We start from the raw sequence: 15985 nt of genomic DNA, 5'->3' as shown, positions 1-15985 counted from the left end.
TCGTCGAGAGCAGGACAGCTTTGCTCTCCGTCCTCGATGGTGCTCCCGCAGAACTCACAGATGAGCGGGAGGGGCTGGTCGTGAGACCGGCGAGTCCGGCTCACGCCGACCACCTCCCGAACGCACCGCTCTGGAGTGGCGGAGTACAAGCGGCAAGAAGCGCCGCTTTACTTTTATACGGAGTGGGGTCGGAGGGGTATCGGTATTTCGACTTTCCGTCACTTTCTTGTCGATACGACGAGCCGTTCGACTGCCGGTTGGGGTTAGTCCTGATCATCGGGATCGAACTCCAGTCGGTCGACAAACTCCCGACGACGCTGCTCGAGCCGCTCAACGTCGTCGGCCTTGTCGTAGTAGCGACGGAGCGTATCAGGGTCAGAGTTGACGCGCTCCGCCACGGCCTCGTAGGAGAGGCCACTGTTCAGCTGCCAGGTGATGCTGCCCGTACGCACCTGATGGGGAGATCGGGAGGACGGGCAGCTACTGGCAGTGTTGCGCGCGGTCCAGTCGCAAGACCGCGGATCCTCGTCGTGCGGGCACGGAGCAGCCGCGCACGGAATCGTAGCCTGGTAAACCCAGGTCTGGAGCGTCGACGCCGCCGGGCGTCCCTGGCGACCAGACAGTAGCGGATCGCGACCGTGCTCGTCGCGCTTGTCGTAGCGGACGCCCTCCAGGTAAGCGTCGATCACCTCGCACACGGGGTCCGGAACAGCGACTGGACGCTCGCCGTGCTCCTTCTTTTTCAGCGGCGTCGACGGCAACCGGTGGCGGAACCAGAGGATCTGGTCGTCCGACCGGTAGTCGTCGAGATCGAGCGCTCGGAGGGCACCAAGCCGCGCACCCGTGAACCAGGCCAGTTCCAGTGCGACGTGACGCTCGCTGGCGTACTCAGTCGGCGAATCACGGTAGTGCTGGATTAGCCGGAACGCGCGATCGGCGTCGAGGCGGACGTCGGAGGTCTCCTCGCTCTGCTCCAGCTTCGGGATGTTGACCTTGTAGGGCAACATCTCGTCGACGGCCTCGATGCCGGCGGCGTACTCGAGGAAGACCTTGCACGCCGCCATCTGGCCCTTGATCGTCGTTGGAGCGAGGTCCTGCCCCTGCCGGAACAGCTTGAACTGCTCCAGGTGCCAGCCCGAGAGGTCGCCGACGGTCTCGATCGCCTCCTGGTCCTCGGCCCACTCGACGAACTGGCGAAGGCGGGTCTCGTAGTCGCGGAGCGTCTCGTCCGTGTAGTCGAGCTGCTTCGCGTCGAGGAACATCTCGTAGACCTCGCGGACCGACAGCTCACTCGGATCCTCGACGGGCGCACTCAAGCGCGACCACCTCCGCACTTCGACCACCCGCACTCGGGGCAGAACGGGCAGCCGCCCGACGGGTGGATGTGCTCGCTCCCGCAGTCCGGGCACTCGTTCATAGCAGCACCTTTTCGACGAGGTGGCGGGGGATCCACGTGTCAGCAGGCGAGCGCAGGCGAACGCACTCGTCGTAGATCTCGACGTGAACGTCCTCTGACCGTGTCGGAGTCGACGAGTCCCGGTGGTCGTAGTAGTAAACCGTCGCACCGTCCAGTTCTCGGAGGGGCTGGCGCTCGACGTGACCGCCGTCGGTGGCGATCTCCTCGACACGCTCTGGCTCGACGACGCCAGCGCGCACGTAGATGTCTCGCAGGTGGTCGCGATGCTCGTCGGTGTCGGGGAAGTCTGTCATGGTGAGTAGTCGAAGGCTTACTTCTCCGAGCGCGTGCCCGCAAGGCTCAGCGGTGGCGCGCGCGTCGGCATCGATGCCGTCAACAGCCGCTCCACAAACGGGACATAACCCGTAAGTAATCGATGACTGTGAAGCGGCCTTTCGTGGGGTTTGAAGACCCTGGAGTTCTATATTTCGCATCGTTGTAGTCGCGATCAACGCGGCGCCCGTGCTGCCACACGGGCGTCGACTCTTTTCCGCAACGACGCCCCGAGGAGCTCCGCGTCGATCGTAGTGACCCAATCATGGTTCATTGGATATAAATATTGGGCTATCTTTGGACCAAATAGAACCATTATATCAGGATCATGAATGCTATCGAAGACGCTTTTGACTGGCTTTTTGGCCAAGACAGTATGGGCCGTCTCCGGGCAGACTGGATGACTGGGAGTGACGATCGTATTCTGGAGTTCCTCGAAGACACGGGGGCCGGCCACAGTCTGCGCGGGATTGAGAACAACTTCGCGGAGAGGGGCCAGTCCATCTCCTACACTACTCTCAAGAGAAGAATCCCCAAGTTGGAGGAAGCTGGCTTGATCTATGAGATCGAAGGAGAGGGATCTTACTATGCGATTACTGAGAAAGGAGAGGACTATCTCCGCGAGGAGGAGGATCTCCGCGACGAACCCGAGCCTCACGTCTGACTGTCTTCGGATCACGCGGAACCCCTCCCGTCGAGATCGCTGTCGTAGGGGCCAGCGGGCGTGTGGAGCTCGACGTCGTCGCGCTCGTAGAGCCGACCAGTCTTCTGATCTCGGAGTTCGTCGAACGAGGCATCCACTTCAGGAATCCGAGCGCAGGCGGCACACCAGAAGTGGTGGTTCGTCGGCTCCCAGTCGTGGTGGCCGTTCGGACAGGTCCACTGCCACCGATCGTAGTCGTCTTCGAGGTTGATGCGCTCCTTCTGGGACATAGACAGGAGCGACCGAGGATAGCCTATGTAAAAGTGGAAATCCTTGTACGCGTAGTGAAAGTGAAAGTGGTAACCAGACTGGCTTTATCTGTAGATATAAGGTAGAAGAGAAACAGATGGGTGGCATGATCAGATCGATCTGGTACAAGCTTCGGGCGATACTACTTGCCCCGTTATGGTTGATCCGCCATTACGCACTCGCGATTCTCGCATTCCTACTGGTGTTCGGTGCAGTTCTGTACTACCTTGGAGGTCTGTAGGGACTGACCGAGAAGGACGTGGTGCGGAAACTAACTTTATAGAATCTGGTCCCCTTCAGGCAATATGGTCGACGTTGAAGGGACTCTCGCGTATGCTGCTGTCTATCTGATTGGATTTATCATAGCACCATATCTGCATGAGGGCAGTCATTGGGCTGTCGGTAAACTCGGGGATACAGGCCCGGAAGTCGACTGGCGGATCGCAAGAGGGCTTGTGCCGCAGGCTGTTCGCCATAAAAGAATAGAGACGATTGACGGCGCGATAATACGGCTTTCTGGTCTGTCTATATTCCTTTGGCTACCCCCATGGATTCTTTCGCTGGGAATCTTAGCTGTAGAGATCAACCCGCTGACGGTTCTGATTGTATTACTACCGTTTCTCGTAGTTTTTGGAATGGCGACAGAGAGTGATGTACTTGCAGTTCGCAGTCCTGAAAAGTATCGAGAACGCTCAATAGACGACGAACTTCCCGCGGATCCCGTGTTTAGTGTTAAAGTAGTGTTTGGCGTTCTACTGGTCAGTATGGTGTACGTGATGCTTCTGCACTAACTGAGTCACCTATCCGTAGTACTGTCCGTCTATCAAGCCGACGCGGCGGTCACGTACGAAGACACCGACCTCTCAGATAGTCAGGTCCGAAACATCTTCAACCGCGCCCGGGATCAAGCGGATCCGGGCGACGACATCGCACTCGCTGAGACGCCATCCGGCGATATCGCTGCCTACGTCGGTCCAGAGGCAGAGCAAGCCGCAGCGGCCGCACGCGAACAGCGCGCAGCCGAATCGATTACTTCCCAGCTGTCGGAGCGTGGGCTGGAGCGGGGCGACGACTTCGTGCTGGAGGAGACTGACTCCGGGATTCAGGCCGACATAACGCCCCAGTACTACGAAGAACAGGCAATCGAGCAGTCGGACACGCTCCAGTCTCCGGAGGACGTTCGGGTAGTCCAGGAGGGCGACCAACTCAGCGTCGAGGTCACCGAAACCGGGCAGGCCCGCGCAGAGCAAGAGCGCCTCGAGGAACGGGATCAGGCGCGTATCGCGGCGATTCAGGGGCTCCAGAGCCAGACCGACGAGAACCTGACGACTGATGACTTCGACGTCCAGATCGTCGACGGGAACGTCCAGGCTGGGCTCACAGAATCGGGCCAGGAGCGGGTGTTCGGCGAGAATGATCAGCAGTCACCGACGCCCCAGAATCCACAACGCAGCCAGCAGCGCGACCCGGAGCAGCAGATCATCGCGCAGCTGGAAGACGAGACTGGGATGGACGTCACGCGCGAGGACGTGGAGTTCGAACGCGAGGGTGGCCAAGTGACGGGCCGGCTCACGCCAGAAGCTCAACTCGATGCCCAGCAGACCGGTCCCGAGCGCCAGTTCTTCGGGGTCATCGAAGAGGCGACCGGCGTCGAAGGGCAGACAGAGCAGTCGATCGCTCAGACCATCGAGGATGCGTTCTGGATCCCCGGCGAGCCCGTCCGAGAGACGCGACAGGAAGCAGCGAACACGGTCCGCAGTGGGGTCGACTGGGTGACTGACGGGTTCGATACCGTCATCGAGAACGCTGACCAGCAGGCGGAAGACATCACGTCAGACGTGCCGTCTGGAGATCTCGGACGTGCATCCGCGGCTGTCGGCGTGACTGGCGTCGGAACGGGCGTGGGAACCGGAACCGGCGTCGGAACGGGCTTCGGGACTGGGACAGGCCTCGGCACTGGTGTCGGCGGTGCTGGCGGGACCAGCGTCGGTCTGGGCGGCGCGGCGGCTGGTGCCGTCGCCATCCCGGCACTCGCCGCCTACGGAGAGTTCTCCGACGACGGAGAGCTTCAGCCGGGGGACGCCGTCGAAGACCGGACCGAGGTCCAGGTGCCCGACCAGCAGGAGCAGACTGGCGAACTTCAGGTGCCCGAGAACCAGCAGTCAACTGAGCAGGAACTCCCGATCCGAGATCCGACGGTCACCTCTGAGATTGGGATTCCCGATCAGCAGGACCAAACTGATCCGCAGACGATCCAGACAGAACAGATCGTCATCGGCGAAGTCGGTGAACAGACTGGAGACGATGTCGTCGAGATCACGGAAGAGGACCTCGTCGACGATCGCATCTCGGAGCAGCCTGGAAATCGTGCCCCCGGGCAGCGGATCAATCAAGAGCGCGGTTCCGGAATCTCGGACCTCTACAGGCAAGGACAGCAGCGCGAAGTGACTGAGCAAGATGAACCAAGCTTCCAAGAACGAAACCTCCCGTCGCTCGTGGTCCCGGGAGAGAGCGCAGCTGAGCAGTCGTCGCAAGAAGCACAGCAGAGGTCAGATGAAGCGAGCGAACGACAAGTCCAAGAGGCAGATGAGTTAGCGGCTCAGCAGCCCGATATCGGCCAAGGAATCGGTGTCGGACCAGAGACCGGCGTTGGAGAGGGATCGACGGGTAGAGCAGATCCTCTGTCGCGACCCGGCGTCGGATCGCTGCCGCTGTTCAGAGAAGATGCCCGGACCCGCGGTTTAGAAGCTCTCGATACGGCTGCGGTTGCACAGCCTGCTCTGGCACAGCAACTCAGTAATCCGTTCGAGTCTCCTCCTGAGACAGGCCAAGGGTTCCAACAGCCCGATGAGTTCCCGAATCCGAACCAGTTCAGCAACTCCCGGAACCGACGCCGCAGGCCCCGTGATTTCGAATTCAGCGGCGCGGACGGGCCGGACCGGGGTGACGATCCGTGGTCTGCCAGTGGTGGAAGTTCGGGCAACTCGCTCACAACGGGCTGGTTCCAAGAGACGGTCGTCTCGACGGCACTCGGCCCAGATCCCGAGGCGGCCCGCGCCCCCGATCCGGAGACGCTCGAGGGCCAGCCACTCGGTCTCCGGCTGACGGGCGAACTGCCGACGGAGGCACAGGTGACCGGCGACGCGGAGACGCGCGAGGCGATCGCCGACGCCGAGGACCTGTTCACCTTCGGCGGCGACTCGAGCGAAGGAGGGTTCTGGGATGGACGTTTTTGAAGTCCCGTTTGCGCTCCTGACGTTCCTCGGGCTGGTCGCGATCGCGCCGGTCTGGTTCTGGTACATCAACAACTTCCAGACCGTCGATAGCCTGAGCCCGGAGTCAACGTTTCTGGTGAACATTACGTTCCCGCTGCTGGCGTTGCTCTACCTGGCATCGTGGCTCGAGGGTGGTCCGGCATGATGAACGACCGCGCGGCAATCCAACTGACGGATGCCATCCTGGCGTTATTCACGCTCGTCGCAATCCTCGCGATGGCACCGTTCTTCAGCAAGTTCACGTCGATGGCAGCGTCGGAAGCGGATCCGTTCAGCAGCCTGCTCCTCCAGATGACGATCCCGATCCTGCTGATCGGACTGATCCTGTCGATCGGCGCAAGTGCTCGACGAGGAGGGTAACCATGGACGACAGAGCCAGGATCACGGTGCCCGACGTCGCAATGTTCCTCGGCGCGATAGCGATGGTCGGAGCGCTGTATCCAGTTTTCGCGGCCGGCCTCGAGGATAATCTGGGCCAGATGGATCAGGGGACGATCTACCTGTTCCGTCTGATGCTGCCGCTGATGGTCCTGGTCATCTTCGGGCTCATCTTCAGGAAAGCCGCCGCGGGGGGTCGACGATGACGGACGACAGCGCGCCGAGGGCCAGGCTCGGCGTGTACGTCGTGATCGCACTCCTGCTGACGGCCGGCGTCGTCGCTGCGGCGGCCGACTACTGGACTCCGACGCGGAACGTCCCGCTCGGTCACGACGACGGGACGGACGTGATCGTCCAGTGCGAGTGCGAGGTCGACATGAGCAACTTCACGCGCGGGTCGACGATCGTGGTGAACTCCACGGCCGGGAACGCGACCGTCGACGGTGCCGCGGGGACGCGCGCCCGACTCGACAACATCGAGGGGTCGTGGACGACGGTCTCGGAAGTCGACGCCAGCACGGGAGACATCTCGATCAACCCGTCGGACAAGCAGCGCGTGACGGTCGGAGGTGGCCTCGACTCGATCGAGTGGCAACCCGAGAGCGCGACCGAACTGGACGACGGGACTGTCGACTTCCGGTACTCGGCGACCTCGTCGGCGAACGTCTCGATCGGCGGCCTCCCGGGCGACACTGACGTCGCGGCAATCGACGACCAGTCGGACGAGATTCTGGCGACCTCGACGACAAACGCGGACGGACGGGCAACGTTCCAGGGTCTGTCCAGCGGTGACCACGACATCCGGATCCGGAAGACGCCGGAGACGCTGTATATCAGGGACGAGCAGACCAACGAACTGCTTGATAACGTCTCTGCCGAGATTCGGTTCTACGTCGACGATAAGGAGTCGACGGAGGTCGTTGAACGGCAGTCCTCTGATGGGACGGTCAACTTCACCGGCCTGCCGAGCGACGCGCAGTTCGTCGCGCTAGTCGACGCGGATGGATACCTCCCACGACGAGTCTACGTCGAGTCGCTCTACCAGCAGCAGGACATGTTCCTGCTGAACGAGTCGGCCGAATACAACTCGAAGGTCTTCGAGTACAGCGATTACACTGGCCGATTCGGAGCAGACAATACGGCACTCCTCGTCCAGCGAGCGATCAACGGATCGTGGAGGACTGTCCAGGGCGACGTGATCGGATCGACGGGTGAGTACCGCGTCCAACTGGCGAATAACGTCAGGCATCGGCTCGTTGTCCTCAACACGGAGACTGGCGAGCGAATGGTCCTCGGTCCATACACTCCCATTGCGGACGGCGCACAGCAGATTCGGGTCCACGCCGACGGCGAGATCGAGATTCGCGACGTCGGGCCGATCGTCAACAACAAGCCGATGCTCGGGGTCGTCCCGGCGGGCCAGACGGACGTCACGGTCGACGTCCGCGAGCTCGACGAGTCGGTGTCGTCGTTCAACGTGACGGCGATTCGCGAGAACGAGACGAACTCGACGGTACTCGCGAACGACTCGGCGACAGGGGCCGGGAGCCTGACGCTCTCACTTGACCTCAGCAACATGAGCGACAGTACACTCGTGGTCAAGACCCAGTTCGAGATGGACTCCGGCAGAAGCGGGACCAGATACCGGAATTACTCGATCAACCGGCAGTTCGAGAATCCGAACTCGCTACTGAGCGTCGCAGGTGACGTGCCGTCGTTGCTGCCTGCTGGCGACGTGGCGGCGTTCCAGACGATGGTGTCGGTCCTGCTGTCGATCCTGATGGCGGGCGCTGTGGCGACCAACTATCGTCTCTCGTCGGAGTCGATCGGGCTGGTGGTCGTGCTGGTGCTCGCGGCGTTCAGCGTGATCGGCTGGGTACAGTACGGGCTGGTCTTCGCCTCGAGCGTGGCGTGGATCAGCTTCACCGCGCTCAGGAGGGGGATCTAACGATGCGGTTCTCGCACGTGATCCTCACGTACTTCGTGATCGGCGCAATCATGTGGGGTGGCGGTGCGATCATGTGGGACTCGGCTGGTGTCGGGGGCTTCATCATCGACGACCCGACGACCGGCGGCGTAGACGCCAACGAGTCGACCGCGGACGATCTCGAAAATATGGGTGGACCGATCCAGCAGTCGCTTCAGCAGCTGGGTGGTCCACTTCTGGCAGTTTGGAACTTCATCGTCAAATTGATCGGCTACGTGTTCTGGCCGATTACAGTCCTCCAGAGCGCGAACGCACCGCCGCGCGTGACAGTCCTGCTCGGCGGGTCGTTCTCGATGGCGTTCATCGGAGCGACTGTCCGACTGATCCGGGGGAGTGCATGATGAAGAAACGAACCAAGCAGGCGGTGGCGGCCGCGTACGTGGTCGGAGTACTGATGCTGACTGTTGTGGCCCTCACGATGGGTGGAACGGCAGCAGCCGCCAACGACGCGCCATACTACGACAACGAGAGCACTGAGGTCGGAAACGAGACGTGGATGTCGGGCGTCACCGACGGATCGCTCTCGAGCATCCTCGACATGGCGACGAGGGTCGGTCCGTTCATCATCGGGAGCGGGTTCTCAGCCCAGGGCGGCGTCGGCAGTGCCGGCGTACTCCTGACCGGCCTGCTCGTCGGTGGCGTGATGGCGGCGTCCGGGTTCCGTGCAGGTGTCGGGACGGTCGCAGGTGCGGTGATCGCCGTCGTCGCGACGTTCGCGATGTTGACGGTCGGGATCGGCCCGACGTGGGCGTACCCGGTGACGCTATTCGTCGTCGGCGTCGTCGCCGCGACGGTCCTGTTGAGAGCCATCCGCTGACTACCCGCTCCCGATGACCCGGCAAATCGGCGAGGTTGCGGGTCACCCAACGAGACAACTATGACCGACGAAGATCCCAACGAACTGCGACAGCGAGTTCGCGAACAGGAGGAGCGAATCGAGCAGCTGGAGAGCATGGTCAAGCGGATGATGCCGAACCGGCGAGACGTACTGAAGGCCGGCGGAGCGGCGGCAGGCGCTGGTCTGCTCGGCTTCGGGGCTGGAACGGCATCCGGATCGGATACGTCCTCACGTCGTGCCGGAGCGCCGGGCGACGAGGTCGACGTCTACCTCGACGAACTGAAGGATCCCAGCGGGGATGTCGTCGCCGACGTCGACGATACGGGCGCAGTCGAATTCCTGCGACCGGTCAGTGTAGAAGAGATGGCCAACGGATGGTTCTATGCTGGCGCGTACGATGGGTCTGATCCTGACAGTAGATTAGATAACGCGCTATCTGACGCTCCGAGCGAAGGGAGTCTTATCTTTCTTGAGCCGATGGAATATTCTTCTAATCGATCATTCGGTGGTATTACGCTGGTCGGTACAGGGATCAGATATCAAGATTCAACATACGTAACTGGGGATTGGACAGTCTCTGGGCCTGAGACGGCTGTTGAACGGGTCTGGCTGGGCGGCTCAATCACAGTCGATCAGCCTGATTGTTTACTCACTAAGATCCGTGGCAACGGTTCGATAACATTTAGCTCTGGAACCTCGGGTGGTGTGGCGGATACGATAGTGGGGGTGCCAGTGACAGACAACGGATCAAACACCATTGGCACTACCTCATAGTGAGAAATACTGGCCGGCTGTTTCAGTCGAGATAGTCGCGAATCTTTAGCGGGATCACGACGACTCCAGGAAGGAGCGAGGCGAAGATCCAGACGGGAGGATCAGATATCGGTGCGTTCTGGATCTGTCCGATAGAGCCAATCGTCACCTCCTGTAGCGTGGCGTTGTTGCTCGCTCGCCAGCCGGACAGGAATCCAACGACGAGCAGCAGCAAGTGAATGTAGGCGTCGAGGAGATACTCAGAAAGCGAATCCCAGTTCTCCATCATGGCTCGGCGTAGAGAACGCTCTCGGCTGCACAGAACTCGGTAGCGTAGCCGTGTGAGTTGAGCAGCCCCTCGCACATCGTCCGTGTCGACTCTCCGACCCGCTCGTCGGAGACGTCGACGACGATCTCGCAGTCGAGATCGACAGTCCCGGCGAGGACTTCTGGCTCTGCACCCTCGGCTTCGACCTTGACCAGATCCGGGTTGTATCCCCACTCGTCGACCATCGTCGTGACGGTTCGACCGTCGATCGACGTGGTGTCTCGAGCAGTGGTTCCTCGATCGAGACCGAGAGCAGAGGACTCGGGCCATCCGTGGCGAGGTCCATCTCGACAGGTTCGTCCGAGTGCCACGCGAGACGGCCGTCTACGTCCACTCTCTCGCCGACGTTGCGTCGGAGGCAGGTGGCGTTCCGTGGATCCGGTTCCACAGCGAGGATCCGCTCGTGATCGTCCTCGAGGCTGGTGGCAAGCTCGCCGATGAAAGCGCCAACGTCGACGACGTGGTCTCGGTCGCTATCGTGGAACTCGGTCGGAGTGGCACCGAAGTACTTCTCTCGAGTCCGGGTCAGTGGATCCGCGCCGATGTGTGAGAGTCGGAGTGCATCGTGCGCACGCGGCACGATCCAGTCCCGACCGTCGCGGTCGTGCTGGAGTCGCCAGGTGCCGTCTGCAAGTCGTCCAAGGCGATGTGGTGTGCGGAGGTTGAAGATCCTCGCGAACGCCGGCTCGGGGACGGCCTCGACGGCCGCCATTGGGTAGTTCCCCTGAAGAGCGAGCTGTCTGGCTTTCGAGACGCTCATGCCAGTAGGGGCGACGTATCTACCTATCAACCCCCATTCAAAGCCCAACTGGCTGTTGATCGGCGGTAGTATTGCGGTTGCAGTGCGGTAGCCGGACCGAGCGCCAGCGAAGGTCCGGGTGTATTTGAAATTCGTGCCCTTAGGTACACGCCCTAAAGGGGGTATGCCCAGCCGACGACAAAGCGCGACCAACAGCCCACCGTAGGCGTCGAGAGAACTGGTAATATTTCAGCAATAAAACGGCTGGAACGCGGTTGCCTTTATAAAATAAACAGGGGGCTGGATAGTGATGCCTCTATCCTGTCGGGCGTCAGCCGCTCTTATTCACGTTCCCGTCAGGCGTGCCAGTAAACGAAACTGAATCGTAGGGGTCGCCCCCGCCCTTCCTGAGGATGCTGCCGTCGACGACGATCTGCCAGCCCTTCCGGGGATTGCCGTCGCGGTCGACCCAGTCAATCAGGCCGTTCCTGATCTTCTCGGTGGGGATACCAGAGCCCTCGGCGGCCTCGAGCCCGGAGCGGAGAATCTTCATAAGCTCTCGCTCGCCGACACGCCGACCGAGCTTGAGGCGAATACGGTCTCGCTGGCTGTTGACAAGTTTGATCCCGTGGCGCTGCATCCACTTCTCAAGGGCAGAGGTGCCTTCGCCACGAAGCAGCGAATCCCGATCGACGACCTCACGAATCGCGTCTCCGGCCCATTCGGTCGTTTCGCGGACCTGCTCGAGGATATCCGTCGCGTGCTGGCGCGTAGCGTCGTCGATGAACTTGACGATCCCGTTGTCTGACTCCAGGAGCGCGGAGAACTTATCGAGGAGACGGTAGACAGCCGACGTGCTGGCGTCGGCGTTCTCGGCGAGTTCCTCGTAGTGCTGGTTCCCGCCATCGGTGAGGACCTTCGCGATCTCGAGGTCGGTATCGGTGACGTCAGCGCGAACGAACTCGCTTTCGACGTGATGCTCGGTTGCATCGCGGAGGTCAGGCAGCGGATTTGAGACGAGTTCGACCGCGTCGCCAGCGTTGCCGTCGAAGTAGGGATCTTCGTCGGTCCAGACGTCCGCGTCGGGCGTGACGGGAACGTCAGCCCAGTAGAGGATGTTGTGGACGGCCTCGTCGAGCTCAGAGACGACCTCGTCGCGCTCGTGCCAGTCGAGAGACTCGCCGGGGTGGTACTCACTGGAATAGGACATCTCGATCTTCGGATCGGCGAGCGGATCATCGTCGCGGTCCGTACTCTCTGAACGAACGTGGAATGGGTGATAGCACTTGAAATGCTTACCGTAGGACTGATCCTCAAGCAATAGGTCCCAAGTATCGGGATCGATCGCGACGCTCTGGTAGTGGCCCTCAATCTCCTCGTGGTCCCACTTGTACTCGCCACGGCCGCGCTGATCCTTTGCGAAGTCGGCAATCTCGTCGATGATGCCGCCGGACCCGGTCAGGTGATCCTGCGCGACAGCCCGATCGAGACGCCCGTAGCGTTCGAACTGGTAGATGCTGGAGTACGGGTGCGGATTTTCGTGGAAGTAATCCGGGTTCAGGCCGATGTGATCAGCGAGTGCCTGAAGCAACTCGAGCGACTCGTCGACTGAGAGGTTTGTCGTGATGGACTGGACGCGAATTGACTCCGGGCAGTCGTCAGGCATCGACTGGATCGGGTTCCCGGAGTGGACGTTCATCGCGTCGGGAAAGCCGGGCCGGAACTGGAAAACAGCGTCACGGTCTCCCCAGTCGTCGACAGCCTCGAGCTTGTACTGATATTCGTAGAGTCCGTCTTCGAACTCATCGGGATTCTCGGGATGGGCGAGCTGACCGTTCCAGTGCTTGGCACCGACGATCTCCCAAGTTTCGCCGCAGGCCTCGAACGGGCCGAGAGTCTCGTCGTGATCGGGCTCGAAGACACTGACGACGCCCCAGTACGGAGAGAGGCCGTGATCCTCCCAGAGAAGGTTCTGGCCCAGACCGTGAGTCTCGAGGCCGATCGGGTTCTCCTCCTCTACGATCATTTGTCGACCCCCCGTTGATCGGCCTCGCGATCAGCGAGATAATCGCGCCGACGCTTGATCTTGTCGCGGACGTCGCCATCGACGCCAAGGCGGCGAGCGACTGCGAGCCACGCGGCGGCGACCTCGGGCTCGCTGATGCCACGGATCCGTGGTGTCGGATCCATGTCCGTCTGCGGTGCAAGCCACCGAGCCGGGTCTTCTCCAATATCGGCCTTCAGCCGCGGGAACTCGGTGCGATCAACTTCCGCGACCTGTCCTCCGTCAGCGATGAGCCGTTGGTCGTCAGCGTCGTCAGGTGTGGGGATTCGCCCGACGCGGTCCCCCCACAGCGTTTGCAAGTGATCCCACTCGCAGTCCCGAATCGCGTCGGACGGTTCGGTAGCTGGAACGAGCGAACGTGGCCACTCACTCTGGCGATCGGAAAGCGCAGCAGGAACGATGCCGTTCTCGCCTTCGTATCCTTCGTGAGAGTAGCGGATGACGTAGGGCTCGGTGGGGTGAGCGTACCGGATCTGAAGCATCCGGCCGCCGTACTCGGTCGCCGCGCTGACGGCGTAGACGCGGGGTTTCTGGCCGGCGTCGGCGTCGACACCGTGCTCGATCCACGACTGGGGGATCGGGTGGAACTCCCAGTCGTCGACCTCGACAGGCCAGGTCACTGCTGCTCACCTCCGTCGGTGACGGGAGCATACTGCCGGTCGGCCCTGTACTCGCTCTGGCAGTCAGCGCAGAGGTCCAGATGATGCTGGTTGATCCGGATCTGGATCTTGTGCTGGTCGGGATCGATATCATCGCCGCAGTCGTCACAAGTGAGGCGGCCACCGTCGGCAGCGACCTCGGGTGATCCCTTTAGCAGCGGATCCTTCTCAGGCTTGTAGGTACGACAGCCGACCCACGGGAGATCGTCGTCTCGACGAGGACATCCCTCGTAGTGACCGTACTCGATAGGCTTGTTGGGCGACTCAGTGCAGCGTGCGAGGCAGCGCGGACAGATGAACTCCGAGTCCTTTCGGACTTCCGTGTGGCCGGTGTCGCCGATAACGGACTCGGAGCTCACGGCCGACACCTCCCTTCGTCGAGAGCAGGACAGCTTTGCTCTCCGTCCTCGATGGTGCTCCCGCAGAACTCACAGATGAGCGGGAGGGGCTGGTCGTGAGACCGGCGAGTCCGGCTCACGCCGACCACCTCCCGAACGCACCGCTCTGGAGTGGCGGAGTACAAGCGGCAAGAAGCGCCGCTTTACTTTTATACGGAGTGGGGTCGGAGGGGTATCGGTATTTCGACTTTCCGTCACTTTCTTGTCGATACGACGAGCCGTTCGACTGCCGGTTGGGGTTAGTCCTGATCATCGGGATCGAACTCCAGTCGGTCGACAAACTCCCGACGACGCTGCTCGAGCCGCTCAACGTCGTCGGCCTTGTCGTAGTAGCGACGGAGCGTATCAGGGTCAGAGTTGACGCGCTCCGCCACGGCCTCGTAGGAGAGGCCACTGTTCAGCTGCCAGGTGATGCTGCCCGTACGCACCTGATGGGGAGATCGGGAGGACGGGCAGCTACTGGCAGTGTTGCGCGCGGTCCAGTCGCAAGACCGCGGATCCTCGTCGTGCGGGCACGGAGCAGCCGCGCACGGAATCGTAGCCTGGTAAACCCAGGTCTGGAGCGTCGACGCCGCCGGGCGTCCCTGGCGACCAGACAGTAGCGGATCGCGACCGTGCTCGTCGCGCTTGTCGTAGCGGACGCCCTCCAGGTAAGCGTCGATCACCTCGCACACGGGGTCCGGAACAGCGACTGGACGCTCGCCGTGCTCCTTCTTTTTCAGCGGCGTCGACGGCAACCGGTGGCGGAACCAGAGGATCTGGTCGTCCGACCGGTAGTCGTCGAGATCGAGCGCTCGGAGGGCACCAAGCCGCGCACCCGTGAACCAGGCCAGTTCCAGTGCGACGTGACGCTCGCTGGCGTACTCAGTCGGCGAATCACGGTAGTGCTGGATTAGCCGGAACGCGCGATCGGCGTCGAGGCGGACGTCGGAGGTCTCCTCGCTCTGCTCCAGCTTCGGGATGTTGACCTTGTAGGGCAACATCTCGTCGACGGCCTCGATGCCGGCGGCGTACTCGAGGAAGACCTTGCACGCCGCCATCTGGCCCTTGATCGTCGTTGGAGCGAGGTCCTGCCCCTGCCGGAACAGCTTGAACTGCTCCAGGTGCCAGCCCGAGAGGTCGCCGACGGTCTCGATCGCCTCCTGGTCCTCGGCCCACTCGACGAACTGGCGAAGGCGGGTCTCGTAGTCGCGGAGCGTCTCGTCCGTGTAGTCGAGCTGCTTCGCGTCGAGGAACATCTCGTAGACCTCGCGGACCGACAGCTCACTCGGATCCTCGACGGGCGCACTCAAGCGCGACCACCTCCGCACTTCGACCACCCGCACTCGGGGCAGAACGGGCAGCCGCCCGACGGGTGGATGTGCTCGCTCCCGCAGTCCGGGCACTCGTTCATAGCAGCACCTTTTCGACGAGGTGGCGGGGGATCCACGTGTCAGCAGGCGAGCGCAGGCGAACGCACTCGTCGTAGATCTCGACGTGAACGTCCTCTGACCGTGTCGGAGTCGACGAGTCCCGGTGGTCGTAGTAGTAAACCGTCGCACCGTCCAGTTCTCGGAGGGGCTGGCGCTCGACGTGACCGCCGTCGGTGGCGATCTCCTCGACACGCTCTGGCTCGACGACGCCAGCGCGCACGTAGATGTCTCGCAGGTGGTCGCGATGCTCGTCGGTGTCGGGGAAGTCTGTCATGGTGAGTAGTCGAAGGCTTACTTCTCCGAGCGCGTGCCCGCAAGGCTCAGCGGTGGCGCGCGCGTCGGCATCGATGCCGTCAACAGCCGCTCCACAAACGGGACATAACCCGTAAGTAATCGATGACTGTGAAGCGGCCTTTCGTGGGGTTTGAAGACCCTGGAGTTCTATATTTCGCATCGTTGTAGTCGCGATCAA

Annotated in this window: 21 protein-coding genes; 11 read left to right on the top strand and 10 right to left on the bottom strand. The window is 61.8% G+C overall.

Translation table 11 applies throughout. From position 1 onward, the window contains the following. Positions 1-263: 263 nt before the first annotated feature. Positions 264-1316, bottom strand: a complete 1053-nt coding sequence (locus tag LCY71_RS20860) for a tyrosine-type recombinase/integrase (RefSeq protein ID WP_225334272.1) — start codon at positions 1314-1316, stop codon at positions 264-266. A gap of 97 nt (positions 1317-1413) precedes the next feature. Next, complete coding sequence (locus LCY71_RS20855) at positions 1414-1710, bottom strand: hypothetical protein (RefSeq protein WP_225334271.1); 297 nt, start codon at positions 1708-1710, stop codon at positions 1414-1416. A gap of 347 nt (positions 1711-2057) precedes the next feature. On the opposite strand from LCY71_RS20855, the gene LCY71_RS20850 reads away from it, so the two are divergent. Beyond that, on the top strand, positions 2058-2393 hold the full coding sequence (locus LCY71_RS20850) for a winged helix-turn-helix domain-containing protein (RefSeq protein ID WP_225334270.1): 336 nt from the start codon (positions 2058-2060) through the stop codon (positions 2391-2393). An 11-nt stretch (positions 2394-2404) separates the two neighbouring features. Here the strand turns inward: LCY71_RS20850 and LCY71_RS20845 are convergent, their stop codons facing one another. Next, entirely contained in the window at positions 2405-2662 is a 258-nt protein-coding gene (locus tag LCY71_RS20845; protein WP_225334269.1) for a hypothetical protein, read from the bottom strand. Between the two features lie 324 nt (positions 2663-2986). On the opposite strand from LCY71_RS20845, the gene LCY71_RS20840 reads away from it, so the two are divergent. The 9 genes from LCY71_RS20840 to LCY71_RS20800 all read left to right on the top strand — a co-directional run bounded on the left by LCY71_RS20840 (position 2987) and on the right by LCY71_RS20800 (position 9933). Continuing rightward, positions 2987-3472, top strand: coding sequence for a hypothetical protein (locus LCY71_RS20840; protein ID WP_225334268.1), 486 nt, complete (start codon positions 2987-2989; stop codon positions 3470-3472). A gap of 285 nt (positions 3473-3757) precedes the next feature. Beyond that, on the top strand, positions 3758-5917 hold the full coding sequence (locus LCY71_RS20835) for a hypothetical protein (protein WP_225336648.1): 2160 nt from the start codon (positions 3758-3760) through the stop codon (positions 5915-5917). After that, positions 5904-6101 (top strand): hypothetical protein, encoded by a 198-nt coding sequence (locus LCY71_RS20830; RefSeq protein WP_225334250.1) that lies wholly within the window; start codon positions 5904-5906, stop codon positions 6099-6101. Before LCY71_RS20835 ends, LCY71_RS20830 begins: the two co-directional genes overlap by 14 nt. Next, positions 6098-6316 (top strand): hypothetical protein, encoded by a 219-nt coding sequence (locus LCY71_RS20825; RefSeq protein WP_225334249.1) that lies wholly within the window; start codon positions 6098-6100, stop codon positions 6314-6316. Before LCY71_RS20830 ends, LCY71_RS20825 begins: the two co-directional genes overlap by 4 nt. 2 nt (positions 6317-6318) lie before the next feature. After that, entirely contained in the window at positions 6319-6540 is a 222-nt protein-coding gene (locus LCY71_RS20820) for a hypothetical protein (protein WP_225334248.1), read from the top strand. Continuing rightward, a complete protein-coding gene (locus LCY71_RS20815) occupies positions 6537-8282 on the top strand; it encodes a hypothetical protein (RefSeq protein ID WP_225334247.1) in 1746 nt (581 codons plus the stop codon). The genes LCY71_RS20820 and LCY71_RS20815 overlap by 4 nt, the downstream gene beginning before the upstream one ends. A 2-nt stretch (positions 8283-8284) precedes the next feature. Beyond that, complete coding sequence (locus LCY71_RS20810; RefSeq protein ID WP_225334246.1) at positions 8285-8662, top strand: hypothetical protein; 378 nt, start codon at positions 8285-8287, stop codon at positions 8660-8662. After that, on the top strand, positions 8659-9138 hold the full coding sequence (locus LCY71_RS20805; RefSeq protein WP_225334245.1) for a hypothetical protein: 480 nt from the start codon (positions 8659-8661) through the stop codon (positions 9136-9138). The genes LCY71_RS20810 and LCY71_RS20805 overlap by 4 nt, the downstream gene beginning before the upstream one ends. Positions 9139-9198: 60 nt before the next feature. Further along, positions 9199-9933: a twin-arginine translocation signal domain-containing protein gene (locus tag LCY71_RS20800; RefSeq protein WP_225334244.1), complete on the top strand. Its 735-nt coding sequence runs from the start codon at positions 9199-9201 to the stop codon at positions 9931-9933. A 22-nt stretch (positions 9934-9955) separates the two neighbouring features. Here the strand turns inward: LCY71_RS20800 and LCY71_RS20795 are convergent, their stop codons facing one another. After that, positions 9956-10201, bottom strand: coding sequence for a hypothetical protein (locus tag LCY71_RS20795; RefSeq protein WP_225334243.1), 246 nt, complete (start codon positions 10199-10201; stop codon positions 9956-9958). Beyond that, a complete protein-coding gene (locus LCY71_RS20790; protein WP_225334242.1) occupies positions 10198-10425 on the bottom strand; it encodes a hypothetical protein in 228 nt (75 codons plus the stop codon). Before LCY71_RS20790 ends, LCY71_RS20795 begins: the two co-directional genes overlap by 4 nt. Before the next feature lie 119 nt (positions 10426-10544). On the opposite strand from LCY71_RS20790, the gene LCY71_RS20785 reads away from it, so the two are divergent. Continuing rightward, complete coding sequence (locus LCY71_RS20785; protein WP_225334241.1) at positions 10545-10790, top strand: hypothetical protein; 246 nt, start codon at positions 10545-10547, stop codon at positions 10788-10790. A 520-nt stretch (positions 10791-11310) separates the two neighbouring features. On the opposite strand, the gene LCY71_RS20780 is transcribed toward LCY71_RS20785, so the two are convergent. The 5 genes from LCY71_RS20780 to LCY71_RS20760 form a co-directional block, all read right to left on the bottom strand. Continuing rightward, positions 11311-13005, bottom strand: coding sequence for a DUF7845 domain-containing protein (locus LCY71_RS20780; protein WP_225334240.1), 1695 nt, complete (start codon positions 13003-13005; stop codon positions 11311-11313). Next, positions 13002-13664, bottom strand: a complete 663-nt coding sequence (locus LCY71_RS20775) for a hypothetical protein (RefSeq protein ID WP_225334239.1) — start codon at positions 13662-13664, stop codon at positions 13002-13004. Before LCY71_RS20775 ends, LCY71_RS20780 begins: the two co-directional genes overlap by 4 nt. Next, positions 13661-14062: a hypothetical protein gene (locus LCY71_RS20770; protein WP_225334238.1), complete on the bottom strand. Its 402-nt coding sequence runs from the start codon at positions 14060-14062 to the stop codon at positions 13661-13663. The genes LCY71_RS20775 and LCY71_RS20770 overlap by 4 nt, the downstream gene beginning before the upstream one ends. A gap of 278 nt (positions 14063-14340) precedes the next feature. Then, complete coding sequence (locus LCY71_RS20765) at positions 14341-15393, bottom strand: tyrosine-type recombinase/integrase (protein WP_225334272.1); 1053 nt, start codon at positions 15391-15393, stop codon at positions 14341-14343. 97 nt (positions 15394-15490) lie between these two features. Further along, positions 15491-15787 carry a hypothetical protein gene (locus LCY71_RS20760; RefSeq protein ID WP_225334271.1) on the bottom strand — a complete coding sequence of 99 codons (297 nt, stop codon included), beginning with the start codon at positions 15785-15787 and terminating at the stop codon, positions 15491-15493. Positions 15788-15985: the final 198 nt, after the last annotated feature.

The organism is Halomicrobium urmianum (genome assembly GCF_020217425.1).
In the GTDB taxonomy this organism is placed as follows: Archaea; Halobacteriota; Halobacteria; order Halobacteriales; family Haloarculaceae; genus Halomicrobium; species Halomicrobium urmianum.
The sequence above is the reverse complement of the archived record's forward strand: the minus strand, read 5'-3'. Positions and strand labels throughout refer to the sequence as shown.

What these genes read in the sequence shown, in the direction of transcription:
- LCY71_RS20840 (WP_225334268.1), top strand. Translation starts at nt 2,987, where the DNA reads ATGGTCGACGTTGAAGGGACTCTCGCGTATGCTGCTGTCTATCTGATT.
- LCY71_RS20850 (WP_225334270.1), top strand. Translation starts at nt 2,058, where the DNA reads ATGAATGCTATCGAAGACGCTTTTGACTGGCTTTTTGGCCAAGACAGT.
- LCY71_RS20825 (WP_225334249.1), top strand. Translation starts at nt 6,098, where the DNA reads ATGATGAACGACCGCGCGGCAATCCAACTGACGGATGCCATCCTGGCG.
- LCY71_RS20855 (WP_225334271.1), bottom strand. Translation starts at nt 1,710, where the DNA reads ATGACAGACTTCCCCGACACCGACGAGCATCGCGACCACCTGCGAGAC.
- LCY71_RS20800 (WP_225334244.1), top strand. Translation starts at nt 9,199, where the DNA reads ATGACCGACGAAGATCCCAACGAACTGCGACAGCGAGTTCGCGAACAG.
- LCY71_RS20830 (WP_225334250.1), top strand. Translation starts at nt 5,904, where the DNA reads ATGGACGTTTTTGAAGTCCCGTTTGCGCTCCTGACGTTCCTCGGGCTG.
- LCY71_RS20815 (WP_225334247.1), top strand. Translation starts at nt 6,537, where the DNA reads ATGACGGACGACAGCGCGCCGAGGGCCAGGCTCGGCGTGTACGTCGTG.
- LCY71_RS20820 (WP_225334248.1), top strand. Translation starts at nt 6,319, where the DNA reads ATGGACGACAGAGCCAGGATCACGGTGCCCGACGTCGCAATGTTCCTC.
- LCY71_RS20790 (WP_225334242.1), bottom strand. Translation starts at nt 10,425, where the DNA reads ATGGTCGACGAGTGGGGATACAACCCGGATCTGGTCAAGGTCGAAGCC.
- LCY71_RS20760 (WP_225334271.1), bottom strand. Translation starts at nt 15,787, where the DNA reads ATGACAGACTTCCCCGACACCGACGAGCATCGCGACCACCTGCGAGAC.
- LCY71_RS20795 (WP_225334243.1), bottom strand. Translation starts at nt 10,201, where the DNA reads ATGATGGAGAACTGGGATTCGCTTTCTGAGTATCTCCTCGACGCCTAC.
- LCY71_RS20845 (WP_225334269.1), bottom strand. Translation starts at nt 2,662, where the DNA reads ATGTCCCAGAAGGAGCGCATCAACCTCGAAGACGACTACGATCGGTGG.
- LCY71_RS20810 (WP_225334246.1), top strand. Translation starts at nt 8,285, where the DNA reads ATGCGGTTCTCGCACGTGATCCTCACGTACTTCGTGATCGGCGCAATC.
- LCY71_RS20805 (WP_225334245.1), top strand. Translation starts at nt 8,659, where the DNA reads ATGATGAAGAAACGAACCAAGCAGGCGGTGGCGGCCGCGTACGTGGTC.
- LCY71_RS20780 (WP_225334240.1), bottom strand. Translation starts at nt 13,005, where the DNA reads ATGATCGTAGAGGAGGAGAACCCGATCGGCCTCGAGACTCACGGTCTG.